Raw genomic sequence first — 19988 nt, 5'->3', positions numbered from 1 at the left:
GACCATGCTGCCTTGCATTTGCGGCCAAGGCGAGGTCGGCGAAAGACGAAATTGCACATGGCGGGGAAAAACAGCTAGGCTCTTTCCAAAGACGGCAAATCGTTCGCGGAAGGAAGTTGGATGGCGTCACGCTATCACGAGGTCTATGACGGCTGGCAACGCGACCCGGAAAAGTTCTGGGCTGACGCGGCCAAAGCCATCGACTGGTATTCGCCCCCCGACAGCGTGTTCGATGCCAGCGCTGGCGTCTATGGCCGCTGGTTCAATGGCGCCACCTGCAATACCTGCTACAACGCCATCGACCGTCATGTGGCCGGCGGCCGTGCCGACCAGGTCGCGCTGATCCATGACAGCGCCATCACCGGAACGGTCAAGAAATTCACTTATGCCGAGCTGAAACGCGAGGTGGTGGCGCTGACCTCGGTGCTGAAGAACCGCGGCATTCGCAAAGGCGACCGCGTCATCATCTACATGCCGATGGTGGCGGAAGCGGCCTTCGCCATGCTGGCCTGCGCCCGCATCGGCGCCGTGCATTCGGTGGTCTTCGGAGGCTTTGCCTCGCACGAGCTTGCCACCCGCATCGACGACGCCAAGCCGAAGCTGATCATCTCAGCCTCCTGCGGCCTGGAGCCGGGACGCGTCGTTGCCTACAAGCCGCTGCTCGACACGGCCATCGCGCTGGCGCGGCACAAGCCCGATGGCTGCCTGATCCTGCAGCGCGACCAGCTGCGCTGCGAACTGAAGGAGCACTACGACATCGACTTTGCCGACGCCGTTGCCCGCGAGCGGGCGGCCGGCGCCAATGTCGATTGCGTTCCGGTGCTGGCCACCGATCCGCTCTACATCATCTACACATCCGGCACGACCGGTCAGCCAAAGGGAATCGTGCGCGACAATGGCGGCCACATGGTCGCGCTGAAATGGACGATGGAAAACGAGTTCGGCGTCAAGCCGGGCGAGGTGTTCTGGGCGGCGTCCGACGTCGGCTGGGTGGTCGGTCACTCCTACATCGTCTACGGGCCGCTGCTGCATGGCGCGACAAGCATCCTGTTCGAAGGGAAGCCGGTCGGCACACCCGATGCCGGCACCTATTGGCGGGTGATATCAGAGCACGGCGTGGTGGCGCTGTTCACCGCGCCGACCGCCTTTCGCGCCATCAAGGGTCAGGACCCCAAGGGCGAATTCGTGCCGAAATACGACCTGTCGAAATTCCGCACCCTGTTCCTGGCCGGTGAGCGTGCCGACCCGGAAACCATCAAATGGGCGGAGCAGAAACTGAACGTGCCGGTGATCGACCATTGGTGGCAGACCGAGACCGGTTCGCCGATGACCATCAACCCTGCCGGCCTCGGCCTTTTGCCGGTGAAATACGGCTCGCCCGGCGTGCCGATGCCCGGCTACGACATCCGCGTGCTCGACGATGCCGGCCATGAGGTGCCGCGCGGCACGCTCGGCAATGTGGTGGTGAAGCTGCCGCTGCCGGCAGGCTGCCTGCCGACGCTGTGGAACGCCGATGACCGGTTTCGCCAAGCCTATCTCGACGAATTCCCCGGCTTCTACAAGACGGCCGATGCCGGCATGGTTGATGCTGACGGCTATCTCTATGTCATGGCGCGCACCGACGACATCATCAATGTCGCCGGCCACCGGTTGTCGACCGGGGCCATGGAAGAGGTGCTCTCGGCGCATCCCGATGTTGCCGAATGCGCCGTCATCGGCATCGCCGATGCGATGAAGGGCCAGATCCCGCTCGGCTTCGTCGTGCTCAATGCCGGCGTCGACCGCGATGCCGGCGCCATCGAGAGCGAGGTGGTCGCCCTGGTGCGCGAACGGATCGGTCCGGTCGCCGCGTTCAAGACGGTGGTGACGATCAAGCGCCTGCCCAAGACGCGCTCCGGCAAGATACTGCGTGGCACCATGCAGAAGATCGCCGACAAGGAAGCATGGACCATGCCGGCGACCATCGACGACCCCGCCATCCTCGACGAGATCGGCGCGGCGCTGAAGGGACGTGGCATAGGGCTGTAGGAAACCGCCCGGCCGCCATGCCATGACACGCCGGCTTTCGATGGCGGCCTGTCGCTGTTATGGAATTTCCAACGCCAGGCATGGTATCGACGTTTCGCAAGCGTGGGGTGGCAGCGCGCTTCAACACCGAGATCCATTTCAGCAGGTATCGAGCCCCAATCCGTGGCCTTGTTTCAGCGATCGAGAAAACCCAGAACCGCGGCGCGCGAGCGCCTGGAAATGGATATGCAGGATACGGTCGTCTACGCGATCGGCGACGTGCATGGCTGCTACAAGGAACTCCTGGCGCTGGAACAGAAGATCCTGCTCGATGCGCTGCCCTTCCGCGGGCGCAAGATCATCATCATGCTTGGCGATTATATCGATCGCGGCATTCAGTCGGCGCGCGTGCTCGATCATCTGATCGCGCCGCCGCCGAGGGGGTTCCTGCGCGCCTGCCTTGCAGGAAACCATGAAGTTGCGATGCTGAACTACCTCGACGGCCATCTTTCAAGGGAACTGTGGCTGGCGGCTGGCGGCCTCGAAACCCTGTTCTCCTACGGTCTCGACCCGGCGCGACTGGTCGATCTCTATGGTTCGAGCGAAGAGGTCGACCAGCGCATAAGGGAGGCCATTCCCGCCGGCCATGTCAATTTCATGCGCACGCTGCCGGTCCTGATCTGCTCAAGGAAATTCGTCTTCGTTCACGCCGGAATCAGGCCGGGCATCGATCTCGCCGAGCAGGACGAGGACGACCTGCTCACCATCCGCTCGGAGTTCTTTGAGGCCGCGCATCTTCTCGACCGCTGGGTGGTGCATGGGCACACAGTGGTAGACACTCCAAGGCTCGAAGGGCGCCGGCTCGACATCGACACCGGCGCCTTCCAAAGTGGAAGGCTGACGGCCGTCAGGATCGCCGGCAAGCATGGCAAGCTGATATTTTCTTAGGTCTCTGGCTTACAGCGCCGCGGCGCTGCAAGCCATTTTGAGCTCGCGCAGGGCTAGGCCGCAGCCCTCGTCCGCACTTCCGATTTCTCCAGATAATAGCTCGAATATTTGTCGAAGAATTTTTCAGAGCCGCCGAGCGATCCGTATTTTGCCAGCTTCTTCAGATCGACCTTGTTGAGGACGACGCCGACGATCTTGTTGGCAACATAGGGTTCCTGTTCCAGCATCGACCGCACCATGGCGCGCGGCGTGCGCCCCCACTCGGTCACCAGCACGAAACCATCGGCCAGCGGCGCGAAGGCCTTGGCATCGACCACGGGACCCAGCGGCGGCAGATCGACGACGATATATTCGAACGTCTCCTTGGCGTTCTCGATGAAACGCCGCATTCCAGCCGAAGAGAGAAGTTCGCTCGTATGCGAGAATTGGCCACGCAGCACGGCCGGGATGATCGCCAGTTTTGTCTGCCGGTCGATCTTGCCGACCGATTGCCAGGTCTGGCCGTTGACCACCGCTTCCATCAGCCCTTGCTCTGTTTCCATGCCAAGGTTGCGGCTGAGGCCGGGATTGCGCAAATCGCCGTCGATCAGCAAGGTTTTCGCGCCATTGGCGGCAAGCAATCCCGCCAGATTTGCGGCGATCGTCGACTTGCCTTCGCCAGGCAGCAGCGAGATCACGCCGATCACCCGGCTGCCTTGCCCTTCCATCACCACATCGAAGGCGATCTTGGCGTTGCGGAGCGTTTCGGAGAACATCGATGCCGGCGCGTCGACGCTCACCCGCATGCGTGCCCGCCTTTCGGCGGCTGACAGCGTGTTGGTGCCTTTGACATCCGCCTGAGCGTCGTCGGTTTCCTTTCCGACCTTGCCGCCGATCGTTGGCAGGTAGCCGAGGAATTTGAGGCCGACGCGATCGCGAACATCCTCGCCGGTTCTGAAGAACCGTTCGTTGAATTCGTTCAGGCCGCCGAAGCCGGCGCCGAGCAGGAGGCCGAGCACGAGCGTAAGCGCCAGCACCTTGGATGTGCGCGGGCCCGCCGCCGACATCGGCGTTGTCGCATCGGAGATGATGCGGACCTTGCCGACCGGGAAAGACTGCTGCTGCGAGGCTTCCTCATAGCGGCTGAGGAACGTCTGGTAGAGCGTGGTGAGCGCCGTCGCCTGCTGATCCAGATCGCGCAATTTGACCTGCGACTGGTTATCGATGGAACTCTTGCCGGCCGCATCGGCGATCTTTTGCCGGAGCGCCGTCTCGCGCGAGAGAGCAACCTCATATTCGTTGCGGTAACTTTCGGTCAGCTGCCGCAGTTCGCCGAAGATCTGCGTCGACAGGTCGGCCTTCTCCTTGGCCAGCGCAACGGCCTGGGGATGTTCGGCACCAAAATTGGCCGTGACATCCTGAAGTCGCTTGGCGACGGTGAGATAGCGGGTCTTGAGCGTTGCAATCACCGAACTGGCCGGCTGGTCGCTCGATATTGCGGAGTCGTTGAAGGCGTTTTCGGAGCCGCTTTCCACGATCGTCTTGTACTGCTGGTAACGGGCGCCGGCACGAGCGGTATCGGCCTGCGCAACGATGAGCTGGGCGTTCAGGTCAGACAATTGCTTGTCGCTGATCAACTGGCCATCGCTGCCGGCAGACAATCCATGCTCGGCCTTGAATTTCTCGACCGCCAGTGATGCTGCCTGCGAGCTTTCGCGGAGCTCGGTGAGCCGGCCCTGCAGCCAGACCGCCGCCCGTTCGGTGGCGTCAAAGCTCGCATTGAGCTGGTCGGCGAGATAAGCCTCGGAATAGGCCTTGGTGATTGCGGTCGCGAGCGCAGGGTCCGTCGACTGATAGCCAAGGTCAATCACGTAGCTGCGGCCGTTGCGCTGCGCCAGTATTTCGCTCTGCAGCTTGAGGATTGCGTAGTCGCGGCGTGCCGTGACCATCATGGCCTCACGCGTCGCAGCGTCGACATTTTCGAGACCGGGGATATCCGGGCCAGAACTGCTTCGGAAATAGCCAACCAACCCGCGCGCAAAGCCGATGCCCTTCGCCAGCGCCGACACTGGCGGGTTCATGAACGCGTCGTTCTGGTCAAGCTTCAGCTTGTCGACGACCACCGCCGCCAGCCTTGCCGAGTTGATGATCTCGATCTGGCTGAGCAGGGCGGCGTCGGTCTGCATGCTGACAGACGCGGCAGAGACTTCATCAACGACCTTGTTCAGTCCCTCGTCGATCAGAACGCTGGCAACCGACACGTAGGTTTTGGGGGTGGTCTGCAGATAGAGCACGCCTAGACAAAGACCGATGACCGCACACACCGCCACCACCTTGGCCTGCCGCATAGCCATGCCAAGCAGGCGCTCGATGTCGATGAAGTCCTCGCCGTTTCCCGTATCTGAGTTCGGCAATGGCATCCTCTTGTCGAGAGGAAAGTTGGCATAGTTCATCTTCGGTCCAATTCTAGGTTGCAGGCGCTAGAGCAAGATGGGGTCGCGCCCCATCGGCTCCGAGGCCTCGAAGATCGGGGGCAAAGCATGCGACGCAAACTTCATGCCAGATAGAGTGCCGGCCAAGCGCGGCAGCATGTGTAGCGTCGACACGCTATGCTCCCAAAAGATGGGCATTATGCGGCTTCTTCCTGGCGCTCATGCGACCGCACGAACTGCTGCAGCATTTCGAAGATCGGACCCTTCATGTCGTTGCGCGCCAGCGCGAAGGCGATATTGGCCTCGATGAAGCCTTCCTTCGAACCGCAATCGAACATGCGGCCTAGGAAAGGCTGGGCGAAGAAGGACTGGCTCTGCGCCAGGCGAACCATGGCGTCGGTGAGCTGGATTTCATTGCCGGCGCCGCGCTGCTGGTTGCTCAGCAGCGAGAAAATCTCGGGCTGCAGGATGTAGCGGCCATTGATGTAATAGTTCGACGGTGCGTTGGCGGGCGCCGGCTTTTCGACCATGGCCGTCACCTCGAAGCCCGTGCCGACCTCGGCGCCACGGCCGACGATGCCGTATTTGCTGGTCTCGCTCGGCTCGCAACGCTCGACGGCTATGACGTTGCCGCCGGTCTGCTGGTAGAGATCGACAGTTTCGGCGAGGCAGCCGCGACCGCCAAAGGACACCATGTCCGGGAGCAGCAAGGCGAAGGGCTCGTTGCCGATGACCTCGCGCGCGCACCACACCGCATGGCCGAGACCTTGCGGCGACTGCTGCCGGATGAAGCTGGTGGCGCCGGCCACGGGAAGCAGGCTTTCAAGCGACTGCAGCTGCGCTTTCTTGCCGGTCTGTTCCAGCGTTCCGATCAGTTCAGGGTGCAGGTCGAAATAGTCTTCGATGACAGCCTTGTTGCGGCCGGTGACGAACACGATGTGCTCGATGCCGGCTTCGAACGCTTCGTCCACCGCATACTGGACCACAGGCCTGTCGACGACCGGCAGCATCTCCTTCGGCATCGATTTGGTCGCCGGCAGGAACCGTGTTCCAAGCCCCGCCACCGGTATGACTGCCTTCCTGACTTTCTGCATCGCATATTCCTTTTGAGAGGATCGACTTCAACTATCGCTGGCTATGAAAAACCATTTCTTCACCTGCCCGCATTCTTCACCTCCCCATGCCCACGGCGAACTGTGCCGCTACCCTCTTCAGCCGGACAGCGATCGGCATGCTCATATGCCTGACCGCCGCCGGATCACTGAGCGCGGTCCGAATCGCCTTGAGCGGCGACCGCGCCTTGATGTGCTGGACCAGCGACAGAAACGATGCCGCCTTGCGCAAGCTGCGGCTGCGCCTGGCGAAGGCGGCTTGCGCCTCCGGGTCCATGGAATAGGTTTGCGCGAAGACGGCATCGGCCTTGCGCATCGCCTCAACGTGGTGAAGCTCGAGCACGCGTGAAATGGAGCCGGTGCGGATATGGTAGACATAGCCGGTCGTCGGCTCGACCACGCATGTGCCGCCCTTGGCCAGAGCGTTGGCAAGCAGGATGTAATCTTCGCCGATGATCAAATTTTCATCATAGCGGAGCCCGTTTTCGTTCAGAAACCGGCGCTGGAAGATCGGCTTGAGATAGCCGAAATTGAATTTCGATTCGAAAACCACATTGCCGCCGATGAAGTCGGCGAGCGAGATTTCGCGCAAGCCTCTGAGATAGTCGGCCGGAAACATGGTGTCTTCGGCGACACCGTCCTCGCGCACGACCTGAAGGTTGTCGACGGCGATCTCGGCGCCCGCCTTCTCCGCACGCGCGATCATGGCGGAAATCCGCCCGGGATAGACGGCATCGTCGGAATCGAGAACCGCGACCCACCTGCCGCTGGCAAGCTCGAGGCCGGCATTCCTGGCGCCGCCGGGACCACGATTTGCGCGAAGCGCCACGACCCGCACGACATCTTGCGGATAGGACCGAGCCACATCGAGCGTTCTGTCGCGCGACTGGTCGTCGACGACGATGATTTCGACAGAGACATCCTTCTGCGCGATGGCGCTGTCGATTGCCCGGCCGAGTGTTGCCTCGGCGTTGTAGGCGGCGATGACAAAGCTGACGTCAGGCTGCACGCTTGCCCCCTTGCTGTGGCGAGGACAGGCCGTACTGGCGAATTTCGCGGACGCCGACGAGGCCGCTGACGACGCCGACATGCATGATGCCGCGCAGCACGCTGCGGTTCCGGCGCACCGGACTGACGGCGGTCACGATTGCCGCTGCGAAGCAGAAAGCCGCCTTGGCCGATGCAAGTCCGACTTGCCCAACCCGCCGGATGCCGTGCGCATTGCTTCCCAACAAATGGCCATGCGTCTGCCCGAAGCGGAAGCGGCGGCGGCTGAGCCAGTCGAAGGCGGCCCTGGCGCGCGGCACCACCTCCTCGACCCAGGCCTCCGGGGCAAACGCGATCGTGCCGCCGGCCTTGACCATGTGATCGAAAAACTCGGTGTCCTCGCCGCCTGTCTGGCCACGCGCCAGGCTAAAGCGTCGGCCGGCAAGGCTGTCGTCGCCCATCCTGAGCAGGACGTTGCAGGTGTAGCCGGTGCGGATCTCGCCCTGCACCCAGACCGGCAGCGTCGAATGGAAATCGCCGTTGCGCATCCAGTCCGGCGCATCGGGCCCATAAAGCGCCCGCACCGGGCCGAGCACGGCGGTAGCGTCGTCCACTTCGGCCGTCGCGACCAGTTCGGCGAGCCATCGCGACGATGCGGTTTCGTCGTCGTCGATGAAGGCGACAAAATCCGATGCACTGGCCTCAAGGCAGGCGTTGCGTGCGATCGAGATGTTGCGCGCCGGAGCGTGCCGATAGCGGATCGGCAACTTCAATTGCGCAGCCAGCGTCGTCACCAGCGTCTGCGCCGTCGGCGTATCGTCATTGTCGGCGACAATGACGCCGACATCGAACCCCGAAGGCATGTCCATGGCAGCGATCGAACGCAGCGTGTCGGCAAGCTCCGGTCGCCGAAACGTGCAGACGCAGATGTCGATCGAGCGGTTCTTCGCGGCCATCATGCCACCCCGCGTTGCAATCTGGCGCGGAGAAGCTGCAGCCAGAAGCCTACGGACCAGCCGAAATGCATGACCATCGCCGAGACGCCGACCAAAGCGAAGCCAGGATTGCGCTGGCGGATGGCCGTAACAGCGCCATAGCCGAGGCAAACCGCCGCCCAAAGCAGAAACGGCACCGCCGCCAGCCAGTGGATGAAGGACAAGGCCGCGAGCAGGACGACGGGAAACACCAGCAGCGGTATCATCTGCCGCACCTTCGGCACCATGCGGTGCTTGAGCACATTCTTGGCGCGGCCGCGGCCATAGCCGAGATACTGGAAATAGAGGCCCTTCAGCGACGCGCGCGGATAGTAGATCATCTGCGTCTTGCCGCTCATCCAGATCCGGTGGCCGGCCTGACGCAGCCGGTAATCGAGCTCGGCATCCTCATTGTGGCTGAACGTCTCGTCATAGCCGCCCACCGCGGTGAAGGCCGATATCCGGATCAGCGCGTGGTGGCCGTGGTCGACCCATTCTCCCGCAGACAAATGGCGGTGCTTGGAGCCGCCGGTGCCGAGCTTGGAGTTCTGCGCCGCCGCAACCGCTTTCTGCACCGCGCCACTGCCGCTGGTCCGCATCGAGACGACGACCGAATCGGCACCGGTGGCCAGCGCCTCCTCGACCAGGCGGTCGCAGAAATCCTCGGGATAGCCGCCATGCGCATCGATGCGGATGAGGTAGTCGGCACCGTTGCCGAAAGTGGCGACGGCGAGATTGATCGCCGCGCTCTGGATGCGCCTGGGGTTGTGGAGAAGCGCGACCTGCGGATCTTTCGCGGCAACTGCCTCGACGATGGCCAAGGTGCCGTCGGTGCTGCCACCATCGGCGACGACGATGCGGGCGCCGAGCCTTCCGGCCGCAGGCCGGAGTTGATCGAGCAGCGCACCGATATGCGCTGCCTCGTTCAGGCACGGTATGACGATCAGGTTTGAGGGGAGCATATCCTTCGCCATCCTATGCCAACGCCTCGGCAGCAAATGAGTTCGGCACGGCGGCCAGTCCGCGGAGCTTGTCGACGAAGGCCCGGCAATCGCTGCGATCGTAGCTCCATGTCCTGGGGTTGCGGGCAAGAACGCGCGCCTTCAATTTGCCGAAACGTTCCTCTTCCATTTTGCCAAGCACTGCCACGAGCGCTTCGGGCGTTGCCTGCGGGAGAAGGATGCCGATGTCCTGCTGGTTGAGGAACCGCCCGGTCTCGGTGTTGCCCATCGAGATCGGCACGGCGCCGAAGCGGCAGCCCTCATAAAGGCGGTTGGGAAGCAGCCATTCGGAGTTCTGGCCTTCCTCGAAGAAGTCGATCGCCCAGGAAAAATGCACCTCGTTGTAGATCGCCGCCATATCCTCTGGGTTGCGGTAGGGGCCGCGAAACGAGAGCCAGGGTTCGGATTCGACGAAAGCGTGGAAATCCGGAAATTCGGACAGTGCCGGGCGCCCCCTAAGGACGATCTCGAAACGTCCGTTGAGCCGGCGGGTGAATTCGGCCAGCAGCGCCAGCGAGCGGCGGCAGCGCAACGCGCCGAACCAGCCGATCCGCCAGGGCGGCGCGACAGGATTTTCCACCTTGAACCGATCATCCACCAAGGCCGGTGCGCTTTCGAAATATTTGTTTTCGATCAGCTCCACAGGTGCCGCGACCTGGCCAAAAGGCTTGAAATAGTTGGCGATGAAGGCCGGCGAACTGGTGACGAGAAGCTTCACATCCCGGGCCAGATAGCGCTCGGCGCCGCGCATCGCCTTGCCCAAGATGTCGTTGCGCAGCACCAGGCGATGAATATCGAGACATTCGTAGACGATCGGCACGCTTGCCTGGAACGCCGCCTTGGCGCGCCGGGCAAGCGCCAGCATTTCGAGATTGCGCGCGATGATCAGGTCCGGCCTTTGCATTGTTGCGAGTTTCGCGCCGATCGAGACCGCCGCCTTGGCGACCGCCGCCAGGCGCTGGGCGAATCGGCCGTCGCGCGTCGCGCCAAGATCGATCGGCTGCAAGCCCTCGACGTCGACAATCGGGTTTGCGGTTCGACGGAAGCCGGCCAGTGTGACCCGGGCGCCACCTGCCCTGAGCATTATGATACGTCGGCGTACCGCCGGGTCGGAGACATCGTGCACAAGGTACAAGACATGCAGCATTAAAACTCGTTCGCTGTTGGCCCACCCAGAGGAATGGTAGTACAGGTCTTGCTGCATCGCAACATTTTTGGTGCAGCGTAGCAAAAATCCACGTTTTTTGTTGCGCTGCAAAATTGATGCGTTAATCTCGGCCTTGCTTGAGTACCGCTCGGGCCGAGCGTTGGCCACCAGCCCGGTGCAATGCCCTAAATCGTGACGCGGACCGCATCGGGATCGTCCTGGCGTGCAGCATTTTCGGTCACTATTCCCGTCTTGAGCACCGCCGGCCTGGCCGCGGAATCTGCTGACGAAATGAGGTAATTCCATGAAGATCGTCGTCGAAAACACAGTCTGCCTGAATACCGGGGATGCGGCGATTCTGCTGGCGATCCGCCACATTCTCAAGACTGTCGCCGGCAGCGACCTGCAATTCTCCATCTTCGACAGCCAGCCTGAGGTCGCGGCGAGGCTCTACCCGAAGAAGTCATACCCGGACCTCGAATTTCACAAGCTGCTGTCGGAGTCGCTTTTCAGGTACAAGAATGGCGATGGGCTGAAGAACCGGATCAAGCCGATCTACAACAAGATTGTTCTTCGGGCCCTGCGTTGGTTTGGCAGCAGCGCACTTGGCACATTTTTCAGCGCGAGCGACCGTCGCAGCCTCGATATCTACACCGGCGCCGATCTCGTGGTCACGACAGGCGGGACCTATCTCGTTGAGAACTACAATCTCGAAAGACGCCTCAACCAGTTCCGGCTTGATGCCGTGCTTGGCAAGGATCCGGTCTTCTTCACGCAATCCCTCGGCCCGTTCAATAAAAGTTACAACCGCCAGGAATTGAGCCCGATCTTTGACCGCAGCCCGCTCATCCTGCTGCGTGACGAACGATCCAAAAACCATATCCAGGATCTGGTGAAGGACCTCGGCAAGTGCCATGTGGTGGCCGATGCCGTCTTTGCCCTGGCCGAGACTGACAGGATCGAAAGAATTCTGGCCGCCAGCCAGCCGCCGGCGCCGACGGGCCGCGTCGCCATTTCCGTCCGCCACTGGAACTATGTCAGCGATGGCGAAGGCGGCATGCGCCGCTATCTCGATTCGATCCGCGAGATCGCGACTATACTCGTCAGGGACCATGGCAAGGAGGTGACCTTCGTCTCCACCTGCCAGGGCGTGCCGGAATACGCCCATGACGATTCCAAGACCGCACGGGCGATCGTCGCCGAGCTCGCTCCGGAGATCGCCAGGCATGTGACCGTGGACGCTGCGTTTCACACGCCTGAGCAGTTGATGGCGCTGGTCAAAGGCTTCGACTTCGTGGTCGCCACGCGCATGCATATGATGATCATGTCGCTTTGCGTCGGCACGCCGGTGCTGCCGATAGCCTATGAGTTCAAGACCAAGGAAGTGGCCAAGCGAATCGGTGTCGCCGACGTGCTGCTCGACATCGACACGGTGACGGTTGCGGAAGCGAGCGAAAAGCTCGGCAGATTCGCGGAAAACCTCGACCGCTACCGCAAGACCAGCCTGCAGGCCGTGCTCGAAGAACATGCCTCGGCAATGTCAGCCACAAACCTGCTGGCGCCGCTGATCGACGGCCGCTCAGCGGATGTTGCGCGCGGCGTTGGACAGGGTGGTGAACAACGCGCGGCGCGACTGGGGAAGGGCAAGCATGAGAATGAGACCGATCCCGTAATTGAGGCCAACCGCCAGAAAGACCGCGAGCAGGTCTGACTGGCCGGTCAGCGACGCCGGCAGCCAGTGGTAGGTGAGCCAGGCGAGCAGGGACGAGGCAATGAAAAGCCCCTGCATGACCAGGAAGTCGGCGGCCGTCACCGGACCGACGCGGTGGACCAGCACGGCAAGCACCGGAACGCGCAGCACGTAGCCGCTGATGGCATAGGCCGCGGCAACGCCGACGGCGCCCCAGTGCAAGCCGACGATGAAGGCGGCGACGGTCGTCAGTGACGAATAAATGCCCCAATGGAACATGGTCTTCGTCTTGCCCTGACAGATGAATATCCAGCCTGTGGTGCTTGAGACGGACTGGATCAGGCTGGCGATGCCCAGCCAGGCGAAAATCGGCGCCACCGGCGCCCAACCCGGGCCGAAGAGAAGCCCCACCACCTGATCGGAGGTCAGCGTCAGCGCCGCGATGCCGGGCATGGTAACGGCCGCCAGCATCCAGTTGGTCCGCACATAGATGTCGCGAAATCGAGCCTTGTCCTCATGGATGCGGCTGAGCAGCGGCACCATCACGCGTGTCAGCGGCTGGTTGATGTTCTGCAACGGGAACAGCAGCAGCTTGTAGGCACGGTCGTAATAGCCGAGTTCGATGGCGCCGGAATATTTTCCGATGAGAATGTTGTCGAGATTGCGCGAGAAGAAATTGGCGAGATTGAAGCCGGTCAGATTGGCGCCGAACGACAATATGTCGGCATCGACTTTCAGATCCGGCCGTTGCGGCGTCCACCGCGCCACCTGCCAGGCGGCGGCCAGCGCGACAATTGCCGAAACAGCCGGGCCGATGACCAGCGACCAGTAGCCAAGCCCGGCATAGGCCGCAACCGTAGCAGCCAGAAGTCCAGCGGCAGCACTTATCACATCGTTCATTGCGAGCTGGCCGAATTGCAGGTGGCGGTTCATCAATGCCAGCGGCACCGCGGCAAGACTGCCGAAGAGCAGCGGCAAGGCGGAGCCAAGGGTGATGCCGGACATGCGCTGATCGCCGTAGAACGCGGCGATGGCGGGCGCCAGGCCGGCCACCACCACGGCACTGCCCAGCCCGACCAGCGCACTGATCCAGAACACCTGGTTCAGCTGCTGCTCGCTGATGTCCTTGCGCTGAACCACAGCCTGCTGGAGGCCCAGGTTCTGCAGCAACCCGACAAAGGCCACGATCGGCCCGACGGAAGCCACCAGGCCGAAATCCTCGGGAACTAGCAGACGGGCGAGCAAGATGACGGAGAGGAACTGGATCACCATCTTGAAGCCTTGCGCGCCGATGGTGACCAGCCCGCCGCGCAGGGCGACACGACCGAACTGGGGGGGCGGGTTGGCATTCATGAATTGAACCTCGTTTCGCCAAGCTGCATGGCGATCTGTGCGAAACGTTCGTTCAGCACATCTGCGTTGAAATCCGCCTCGATCTTCTTGCGCGCGGCAACGGCGATCTGCTCGCAGGCCTCAGGATTCTCGGCGATCCAGGAAAGTTTGCCGGCCAGCGCTGCACTGTCTCGCTCGGGCGCGAGAAAGCCTGTCTTTTGATCCTCGATCAGTTCGGGAATCCCCGAGTGATAGGTGCTGACCACTGTCAGGCCGGTGGCCATCGCCTCCATCAGCGAAACCGGAATGCCCTCCAGATCGCCATCGCGCGCGGCGACGCTGGGCAGCAGGAACACATGGGCATCGCGCAGGCGCTGCTTGACTTCGCTGTGCGGCCGGGGCCCGAGGAAGGTCACTCTGTCGGCGATGCCGAGATTTGCGGCGAGCCCCTCCAACTCCTCAAGAAGTTCTCCGCCGCCGATCACCGAATAGACCCAGTCGCGGCGCGGCAGGCCGGCAAGCGCGCGAAGCGCATATTCGATGCCCTTCTTTTCGGTCAGGCGGCAGACCGAGATGAATGACAGCGTGCCTTGCTCCCATGACCGCCACCGATAGTCGATCTCGCTCGGCCGCACGCCCATATGGTGAACCATAATTTGCGCCGGCGGTGCCCCAACCTCGATCAAGGCCTCGCGGAAAAATGCGTTCACCGGCAGTTGAAGAGCGCCCTTTTCGAAGACAATCCTGTAGCGCGCCAGCGTGTTGTCATGCAGCGGCTCGCCGACATCGCGGCCGTGAAATATCGTCAGCAGAGGGGCGGAAATCCTGCCGCGCTTGATGGCGCGGGCGACGCGCATGCCGTTGTTGCCAAAATGGGCAACGATCACGTCGGCGTTCTGCAATTTACGCGCATAAGCGATGTCGATGGCGGTCGAGAGTTTATCCCAGAACCTGCCGGACCACCTCCTGAGCAGCGGGCGATAGCGACCGAGGCCACCCCACCAGCACACCACCTTTCCAGGCAGCGCCTGCCAGCGCGCATCGTCGATATTGCTGTCCTTGCCAAAGGACGTCTCGTTGCAGACAACGCCGACTTCCATGCCGCGCTCAAGGCAGCCGGCTATCTGGTCAAGGACGAAAGTCTCGGACAGTGAGGGAAACTTGTCGACTACGAAGCAGATCTTCATCGGCAAGATGCGCTCGTGCGGCGATCCGGCGTGCCCCTGACAAAAGCCGGGCGGGAAACATCGTGCCCGAGGCACAAGACATGCAGCATGAAACTCTACCGCTGTTGGCCCACCCGCAGGGACATTAGTACAGGCCTTGCTGCACTGCAACATTTTTGCTGCAGCGTGGCAAGATTTCCCTCGACGCAGCGAGGATGCCGATCAGTCCCGAGGCGCAGTGTCAGCCGGCAGATGAAGGATCCACCAGGCCCTCGGCAACGCCTAGAGGCCTTGCAGGCTGAGGTGCAAGGCTTGGCGCGGCCAGTTGGGTAACGATCTGCGCAAAACGTTCATTCAGAACATCTGCGTTGAAGTCGTCCTCGACCTTGCGGCGTGCGGCAAGCGCGATGCGTTCGCATTCCTGCGGATGTTCGGCTGCCCAGGCAAGCTTGCCGGCAAGCACTGAAACGTCTCGCTCGGGCGCAAGCAACCCTGTCTCCCCATCCTCGATGAGCTCAGGGATTCCCGAGTGATGCGTGCTGACCGCAATCAACCCGGCGGCCATGGCCTCCATGAGCGCAACCGGAATGCCTTCCATGTCGCCGTCGCTGGCAGTGACGCTTGGCAGCAAAAAGAGATGCGCCATGCGAAGCCGTCTTTTCACCTCCATGTGGGGGAGGCTGCCAAGGAATGTTACGCGAGCGGTCAAGCCCAGCCCTGCGGCCAGCGTCTCCAGATCCGTCCGCAACGGACCGTCGCCGACAATGTCGTAGCGCCAGTCCAGCTGTGGATGGGACGCCGTCAGGGAGGCCAAGGCGCGCAAGGCGAACTCGACGCCTTTCTTCTCCACCAGGCGGCAAACCGTCGTCACGATCAGCTGGCTGCCTTCCCACGATTCCCAGCGATAGCTGACTTCGCGCGAATCAATTCCCATGTGGTGGACCGTGGTGTTGGCCTGGGACGCACCGGCTTCGAGCAACATCCTGCGGAAGAAACCATTGACCGGCAGGTTCAAGCTGCCGTGCTTGATGAGCCCGGCATATTGCGTTGCCAGCACTGCCTGTCGCGACGGGATCGCGACGTCTGCGCCGTGAAAGATGGTAATGATCGGCGGCTTGAGGGACTTCCATTTCTTCAGTGCGGCTGCTCTTTCGCCGTTCTGTCCGAAGTGGGCGACAATCACGTCACAGCGGTTCAGGCGGCGTGCAAAGACGATGTCGAGAACGGTCGAAGCCTTGTATCGCAGGCGCGGCGGCAACCGGCGTACAAAGGCGCTCAGTCCACCGGCCCATCGCCACCAATGCTGGGTTCTGGCGACCAGCGTCGCCATCGGCTCGCTTTGCCGGTCGATCCGGTCGTCACCTTTCGTCCTGTCGCACACGACCTCCACCTCGAAGCCCCGCGCCAGCAGCCCAGCCATCTGGTCCACGACAAAGGTTTCCGAAAGGAGAGGAAATTCGCCCACGACAAAGCCAACGCGCATGACCCGCCCAAAAGGTTGGGGCTTGGCTGGACCCCCAAGCGGTCCACATCGCACAAGCCCTAATGTAGACGGGCAGAATACACGTTGATTGCTGCGTTGCCACAAAAATGTTGCACCGCAGCAATCAAAAGTGATCCGGACCCGGCAACACCTGCAACCGGCTCAGGGGCTTGGCGAGACTTGCTGTCGCCCGGCGGCGTCAGCTGAATTTCAACGCGACACGTTTAGGCGGCGCGCTCCAGGCCGACACGCCTGGCGCTGTCGAGAACGTCCATGAACGTAGCAAACTGACGGCCTGGGTTCATTTGCGACCGCTCCGAAAACTCAAGCGCCGCCACCGACAGCCGCTTGTACTCGGCCTCGTCGCTCCACAACCGCCTGACCGCTGCGACCCAGTCGGCGAGCGGGGCGTCGTAGTCCAGGATCACGCCGCCAGAGCCGATCGCTTCCGGCAGACCGCCGCGCCGCGAGCCGACCACGGGAATGCCGCTGCAATGCGCTTCCGAGGCCACCCTGCCCCAGGCCTCTTCCCATTTGCTGGGCGCCAGCAGGATCTTGGTGCGGCCGTAGACCGTCTTCATGTCGCTGGTGCGGCCTTCCAGCTTGACGTTTTGTAGGGGAGAGATTGTTGCTTCGATCCGGGCCCGATGATCGTCGTCGAGCTTCCAGCTTTCGACGAACAGGAATGGGATCTCGGGACAGGCGGCGGCAATGCGCACTGCAAGGTCGAAGCCTTTTTCCTCATAGGGGTTGATGAGCGTGACAAACTCACCGGTCGTCGGTGTGCTGTAGAACGCGGGATTGATGGTCGGCGGAATGACCGTCGAATCGATGTCGAACCTTGCCTTGTAGGTGCGCGCGGTGAACTCGGAATTGGCGATATAGAGCGCCGATTGCAGTTCGCGCAGGTCACCGGCCAGTTCGTGGAATTCGACATTCCTCAGATAGACGACGACAGGCACGCCTTCGGCCTGCAGCGCTTTGCCGATCGGAACCGAGTTGTGGCATTGCACCACGGCGACATCCGGCCTCAGCTTTTCAACCGCGAAGCCGGCGGCTTCCCAGGGAAACCAAGCCCGCACCACCGGATAGCCCGGAAAATTGTCGATGACCGCGCGCTGACGCAGCAGCTTCATCTTGGCGCGCGCCCTGAAGCCGAACATGCCTTCGCCGAACAATGCTGCCAGAACGGAAGCCTCGTGACCATTCTCGCGCAATTGTTCGACCAGATGGTGGGTGCTCGACTGAACGCCACCGCTGAATTGCGGCGTGTAGCCGGCGCCGCCTGCAAACAGAACTTTCATGAACCTGGCTCCTCGTTGTGCCCCCTGCCGTCAGGCCGCAACCCTGCCGATCGAGTGGTACTCTATGCCGTGGCGGGCGATGACCTTGGGGTCGTACAAATTGCGACCGTCGAAGATGATCGGCGTGGTCAGCGCATCCTTCAGCGCGTCGAAGGACGGCGCGCGGAAGCTCTTCCATTCGGTGGCGATCAGCAGCGCATCGGCGCCGCGCAGTGCCGCCTCCTTGGTCCCGCACAAAAGCAGGTCGTCGCGCAGCCCATAGATGGCCTGGCATTCCTGCATCGCCTCGGGGTCGAAGGCCTGCACATGGGCGCCGGCCTTCCACAGCGCTTCCATCAGGACGCGCGCCGGCGCCTCGCGCATGTCGTCGGTGTTGGGCTTGAAGGCGAGACCCCACAACGCGAAGGTCTTGCCTTTGAGATTGCCCTTGAAATAGCGGTTCACCTTGTCGAACAGCACGGACTTCTGCTCGTTGTTGCGCTCCTCGACGGCGCGCAGCAGCTTGGCGTCGAACTTGACGCCTTCGGCGGTCTTGATCAGCGCGCGCACGTCCTTGGGAAAGCACGAGCCGCCATAGCCAAGACCGGGGTAGATGAAGTGGTAGCCGATGCGCGGATCGCTGCCGATGCCCTTACGCACCTCCTCGATGTCGGCGCCCAGTTGCTCGGCCAGATTGGCCATCTCGTTCATGAAACTGATCTTGGTCGCCAGCATGCAATTGGCGGCATATTTGGTGAATTCGGCGCTGCGCACATCCATCACGATCATCTTTTCGTGGTTGCGGTTGAACGGAGCGTAGAGCTCGCGCATCACCGCCTCGGTGTCTTCGCTCTCGGTACCGACGATGATGCGGTCGGGCTTCATGCAATCGGCCACCGCGGAACCTTCCTTGAGGAACTCCGGATTGGAAGCCACATCGAACGCCAGATCCTCGCGCCCGCGCGCCTTCAGCGTCTCGGCGATCTTGGCCTTTACCTTTTCGCAGGTGCCGACCGGCACGGTCGACTTGCCGACGACGATCTTGGGCTTGTCCATTTCCCGGCCGATGGTCTCGGCGACCGCCAGCACATATTTGAGATCGGCCGAGCCATCCTCGCCGGGTGGCGTGCCGACCGCGATCATCTGGATCTCGCCATGCTTGACCGCAGCCGCGGCATCGGTGGTGAACTTGATGCGGCCGGCGGCGTGGTTCTCCCTCACCAGGTTTTCGAGCCCGGGTTCGAAAATCGGCACGAGGCCCTGGTTGAGCCGCTCGACCTTGCCCGCATCGATATCGACACACACCACCTGGTGTCCGACTTCCGCCAGCACCGCGGCCTGCACGAGGCCGACATAGCCTATTCCAAAGACGGTCAAATTCATTCGGTTTGGTTCCTGTTCATAACCTTGAACCGTGTCTGGTCGACCGGTTCAGATGCTCTTTCATTTTATGCTGCATGCCAGCGATTCCGGGAACTGACAGGGCTCACCCAACGCCGTGAACGCGACGCGATCGACTTGCATCGTAACCTTGCGGCCCGGATCCGAAAAAGGACCCATCCAACTGGTTAGCGTATCACTGCCCCAGAGACTGAAGAAAATCTTTTGCGGATGGGTCGGCAGTTCCGCGGGGTTCGTCACTTCCTGGACAAGCTTGCCATTGACGTACCAGCGCAGCCGGTCCTTTTCCCAGACGAAGCCATAGTCGTTGAAGGCCTTGTCGGTGCCGCCCTCGACCTCGGCAAGCTTCTCGTTTTTCGGCTTGCCCAGAATGTAGCTGTTCACTTGAACCTTTGATGTGTCCTTGGTCAGCACCTCGAAGTCGATTTCATCCCAGGGCTGCTTGTCGGCGGGGCCGATGTAGGAAAAGAAGGCGGCGTTGAGGCCGGAGCCGGTGTCAGTCTTCAAGCGCGCCTCATAGACCCCGTAGCCGTAGCGCTTCTTGGTCTGGATCTCGCCGCAGGCAAACTCGCGATCCTTCAGCTTCCGCTTCTCGAAACCAAGCACCACCATGCCGTCGGATAGGCTGACCAGGCTTTTCGACCAGGTGCAGTTCTGATGAGCGCCGTTCGTCCAGCCGTCGGAAACGTACCACCGCTCGCGATCGAAACTGGTGAAATCATCGACGAATGATGGCGAGCTCGGCATATCCTGAGCGCGAGACGGGATAGGGCCTGCAACCAGGCTTGCGAGAGCGACCAGCAGAAACGCTGCACCCGAGCACAGTCGCCGCAGGGGGCCCTGCTGGATCTGCCGCCAGGCCGGCATACCATCGGCCATGGTGATCGAGGTCTTCTTCGGATCTGCGTTCATACCAAACTCACCTTTGCGTTGTGTGCCCCCAACCCAAAGTCTCCAGTTGACCCGCTTGCAAAGCGGGCCTCCCTTGATCCTCCGTGCCCCAAACTCCTTGTGTTTCCGTGCCAGATTTTGGCGTCCGGAGCGGA

14 protein-coding genes and 1 pseudogene are annotated in these 19988 nt (G+C 62.0%); 3 read left to right on the top strand and 12 right to left on the bottom strand.

The genetic code is table 11. The features are described from left to right. Positions 1-120: 120 nt before the first annotated feature. Both AC1D0N_RS02940 and AC1D0N_RS02935 read left to right on the top strand, forming a co-directional pair. Positions 121-2028, top strand: coding sequence for a propionyl-CoA synthetase (locus AC1D0N_RS02940; RefSeq protein ID WP_477241206.1), 1908 nt, complete (start codon positions 121-123; stop codon positions 2026-2028). Positions 2029-2253: 225 nt separating this feature from the next. Further along, positions 2254-2955, top strand: coding sequence for a metallophosphoesterase family protein (locus AC1D0N_RS02935; protein WP_477241204.1), 702 nt, complete (start codon positions 2254-2256; stop codon positions 2953-2955). A gap of 53 nt (positions 2956-3008) precedes the next feature. Here AC1D0N_RS02935 and AC1D0N_RS02930 read toward each other — a convergent pair whose 3' ends face one another. The 6 genes from AC1D0N_RS02930 to AC1D0N_RS02905 all read right to left on the bottom strand — a co-directional run bounded on the left by AC1D0N_RS02930 (position 3009) and on the right by AC1D0N_RS02905 (position 10587). Then, positions 3009-5387 (bottom strand): polysaccharide biosynthesis tyrosine autokinase, encoded by a 2379-nt coding sequence (locus tag AC1D0N_RS02930; RefSeq protein ID WP_477241202.1) that lies wholly within the window; start codon positions 5385-5387, stop codon positions 3009-3011. A 176-nt stretch (positions 5388-5563) separates the two neighbouring features. Next, entirely contained in the window at positions 5564-6460 is an 897-nt protein-coding gene (locus AC1D0N_RS02925; protein WP_477241200.1) for a UTP--glucose-1-phosphate uridylyltransferase, read from the bottom strand. A gap of 76 nt (positions 6461-6536) precedes the next feature. Continuing rightward, complete coding sequence (locus AC1D0N_RS02920; RefSeq protein ID WP_477241198.1) at positions 6537-7487, bottom strand: glycosyltransferase family 2 protein; 951 nt, start codon at positions 7485-7487, stop codon at positions 6537-6539. Next, positions 7477-8421: a glycosyltransferase family 2 protein gene (locus AC1D0N_RS02915; protein ID WP_477241196.1), complete on the bottom strand. Its 945-nt coding sequence runs from the start codon at positions 8419-8421 to the stop codon at positions 7477-7479. Before AC1D0N_RS02915 ends, AC1D0N_RS02920 begins: the two co-directional genes overlap by 11 nt. Next, positions 8421-9401, bottom strand: a complete 981-nt coding sequence (locus AC1D0N_RS02910) for a glycosyltransferase family 2 protein (RefSeq protein WP_477241194.1) — start codon at positions 9399-9401, stop codon at positions 8421-8423. Before AC1D0N_RS02910 ends, AC1D0N_RS02915 begins: the two co-directional genes overlap by 1 nt. 13 nt (positions 9402-9414) lie before the next feature. Then, positions 9415-10587 (bottom strand): glycosyltransferase family protein, encoded by a 1173-nt coding sequence (locus AC1D0N_RS02905; protein ID WP_477241868.1) that lies wholly within the window; start codon positions 10585-10587, stop codon positions 9415-9417. A 304-nt stretch (positions 10588-10891) separates the two neighbouring features. On the opposite strand from AC1D0N_RS02905, the pseudogene AC1D0N_RS02900 reads away from it, so the two are divergent. After that, positions 10892-11941 (top strand): annotated as a pseudogene (locus AC1D0N_RS02900) (polysaccharide pyruvyl transferase family protein); the annotation flags it as partial. 225 nt (positions 11942-12166) lie between these two features. Here the strand turns inward: AC1D0N_RS02900 and AC1D0N_RS02895 are convergent. The 6 genes from AC1D0N_RS02895 to exoK form a co-directional block, all read right to left on the bottom strand. After that, the gene (locus AC1D0N_RS02895) at positions 12167-13630 is read right to left on the bottom strand and encodes a lipopolysaccharide biosynthesis protein (RefSeq protein ID WP_477241192.1); all 1464 of its coding nucleotides are present in this window, start codon (positions 13628-13630) and stop codon (positions 12167-12169) included. Continuing rightward, positions 13627-14796 carry a glycosyltransferase gene (locus AC1D0N_RS02890; RefSeq protein WP_477241866.1) on the bottom strand — a complete coding sequence of 390 codons (1170 nt, stop codon included), beginning with the start codon at positions 14794-14796 and terminating at the stop codon, positions 13627-13629. Before AC1D0N_RS02890 ends, AC1D0N_RS02895 begins: the two co-directional genes overlap by 4 nt. Before the next feature lie 220 nt (positions 14797-15016). Next, complete coding sequence (locus AC1D0N_RS02885) at positions 15017-16258, bottom strand: glycosyltransferase (protein WP_477241190.1); 1242 nt, start codon at positions 16256-16258, stop codon at positions 15017-15019. 224 nt (positions 16259-16482) lie between these two features. Beyond that, positions 16483-17562, bottom strand: a complete 1080-nt coding sequence (locus tag AC1D0N_RS02880) for a glycosyltransferase (RefSeq protein WP_477241188.1) — start codon at positions 17560-17562, stop codon at positions 16483-16485. 30 nt (positions 17563-17592) lie between these two features. Further along, entirely contained in the window at positions 17593-18924 is a 1332-nt protein-coding gene (locus AC1D0N_RS02875; protein WP_477241186.1) for a UDP-glucose dehydrogenase family protein, read from the bottom strand. Positions 18925-18984: 60 nt separating this feature from the next. Further along, complete coding sequence (gene exoK / locus AC1D0N_RS02870; RefSeq protein ID WP_477241184.1) at positions 18985-19854, bottom strand: endo-1,3-1,4-beta-glycanase ExoK; 870 nt, start codon at positions 19852-19854, stop codon at positions 18985-18987. Between the last annotated feature and the right edge of the window lie 134 nt (positions 19855-19988).

This window comes from Mesorhizobium sp. P2_E10, from assembly GCF_056404235.1.
Note: the sequence above shows the minus strand (reverse complement) of the source record. Positions and strands in the feature narration are given on the sequence as shown.

Bases quoted from the DNA above. Each gene is read 5' to 3' on its own strand.
- AC1D0N_RS02940 (WP_477241206.1), top strand. From the start codon at position 121: ATGGCGTCACGCTATCACGAGGTCTATGACGGCTGGCAACGCGACCCG.
- AC1D0N_RS02935 (WP_477241204.1), top strand. From the start codon at position 2,254: ATGCAGGATACGGTCGTCTACGCGATCGGCGACGTGCATGGCTGCTAC.
- AC1D0N_RS02930 (WP_477241202.1), bottom strand. From the start codon at position 5,387: ATGAACTATGCCAACTTTCCTCTCGACAAGAGGATGCCATTGCCGAAC.
- AC1D0N_RS02925 (WP_477241200.1), bottom strand. From the start codon at position 6,460: ATGCAGAAAGTCAGGAAGGCAGTCATACCGGTGGCGGGGCTTGGAACA.
- AC1D0N_RS02915 (WP_477241196.1), bottom strand. From the start codon at position 8,421: ATGGCCGCGAAGAACCGCTCGATCGACATCTGCGTCTGCACGTTTCGG.
- AC1D0N_RS02910 (WP_477241194.1), bottom strand. From the start codon at position 9,401: ATGCTCCCCTCAAACCTGATCGTCATACCGTGCCTGAACGAGGCAGCG.
- AC1D0N_RS02905 (WP_477241868.1), bottom strand. From the start codon at position 10,587: ATGCTGCATGTCTTGTACCTTGTGCACGATGTCTCCGACCCGGCGGTA.
- AC1D0N_RS02895 (WP_477241192.1), bottom strand. From the start codon at position 13,630: ATGAATGCCAACCCGCCCCCCCAGTTCGGTCGTGTCGCCCTGCGCGGC.
- AC1D0N_RS02890 (WP_477241866.1), bottom strand. From the start codon at position 14,796: ATGAAGATCTGCTTCGTAGTCGACAAGTTTCCCTCACTGTCCGAGACT.
- AC1D0N_RS02885 (WP_477241190.1), bottom strand. From the start codon at position 16,258: ATGCGCGTTGGCTTTGTCGTGGGCGAATTTCCTCTCCTTTCGGAAACC.
- AC1D0N_RS02880 (WP_477241188.1), bottom strand. From the start codon at position 17,562: ATGAAAGTTCTGTTTGCAGGCGGCGCCGGCTACACGCCGCAATTCAGC.
- AC1D0N_RS02875 (WP_477241186.1), bottom strand. From the start codon at position 18,924: ATGAATTTGACCGTCTTTGGAATAGGCTATGTCGGCCTCGTGCAGGCC.
- exoK (WP_477241184.1), bottom strand. From the start codon at position 19,854: ATGAACGCAGATCCGAAGAAGACCTCGATCACCATGGCCGATGGTATG.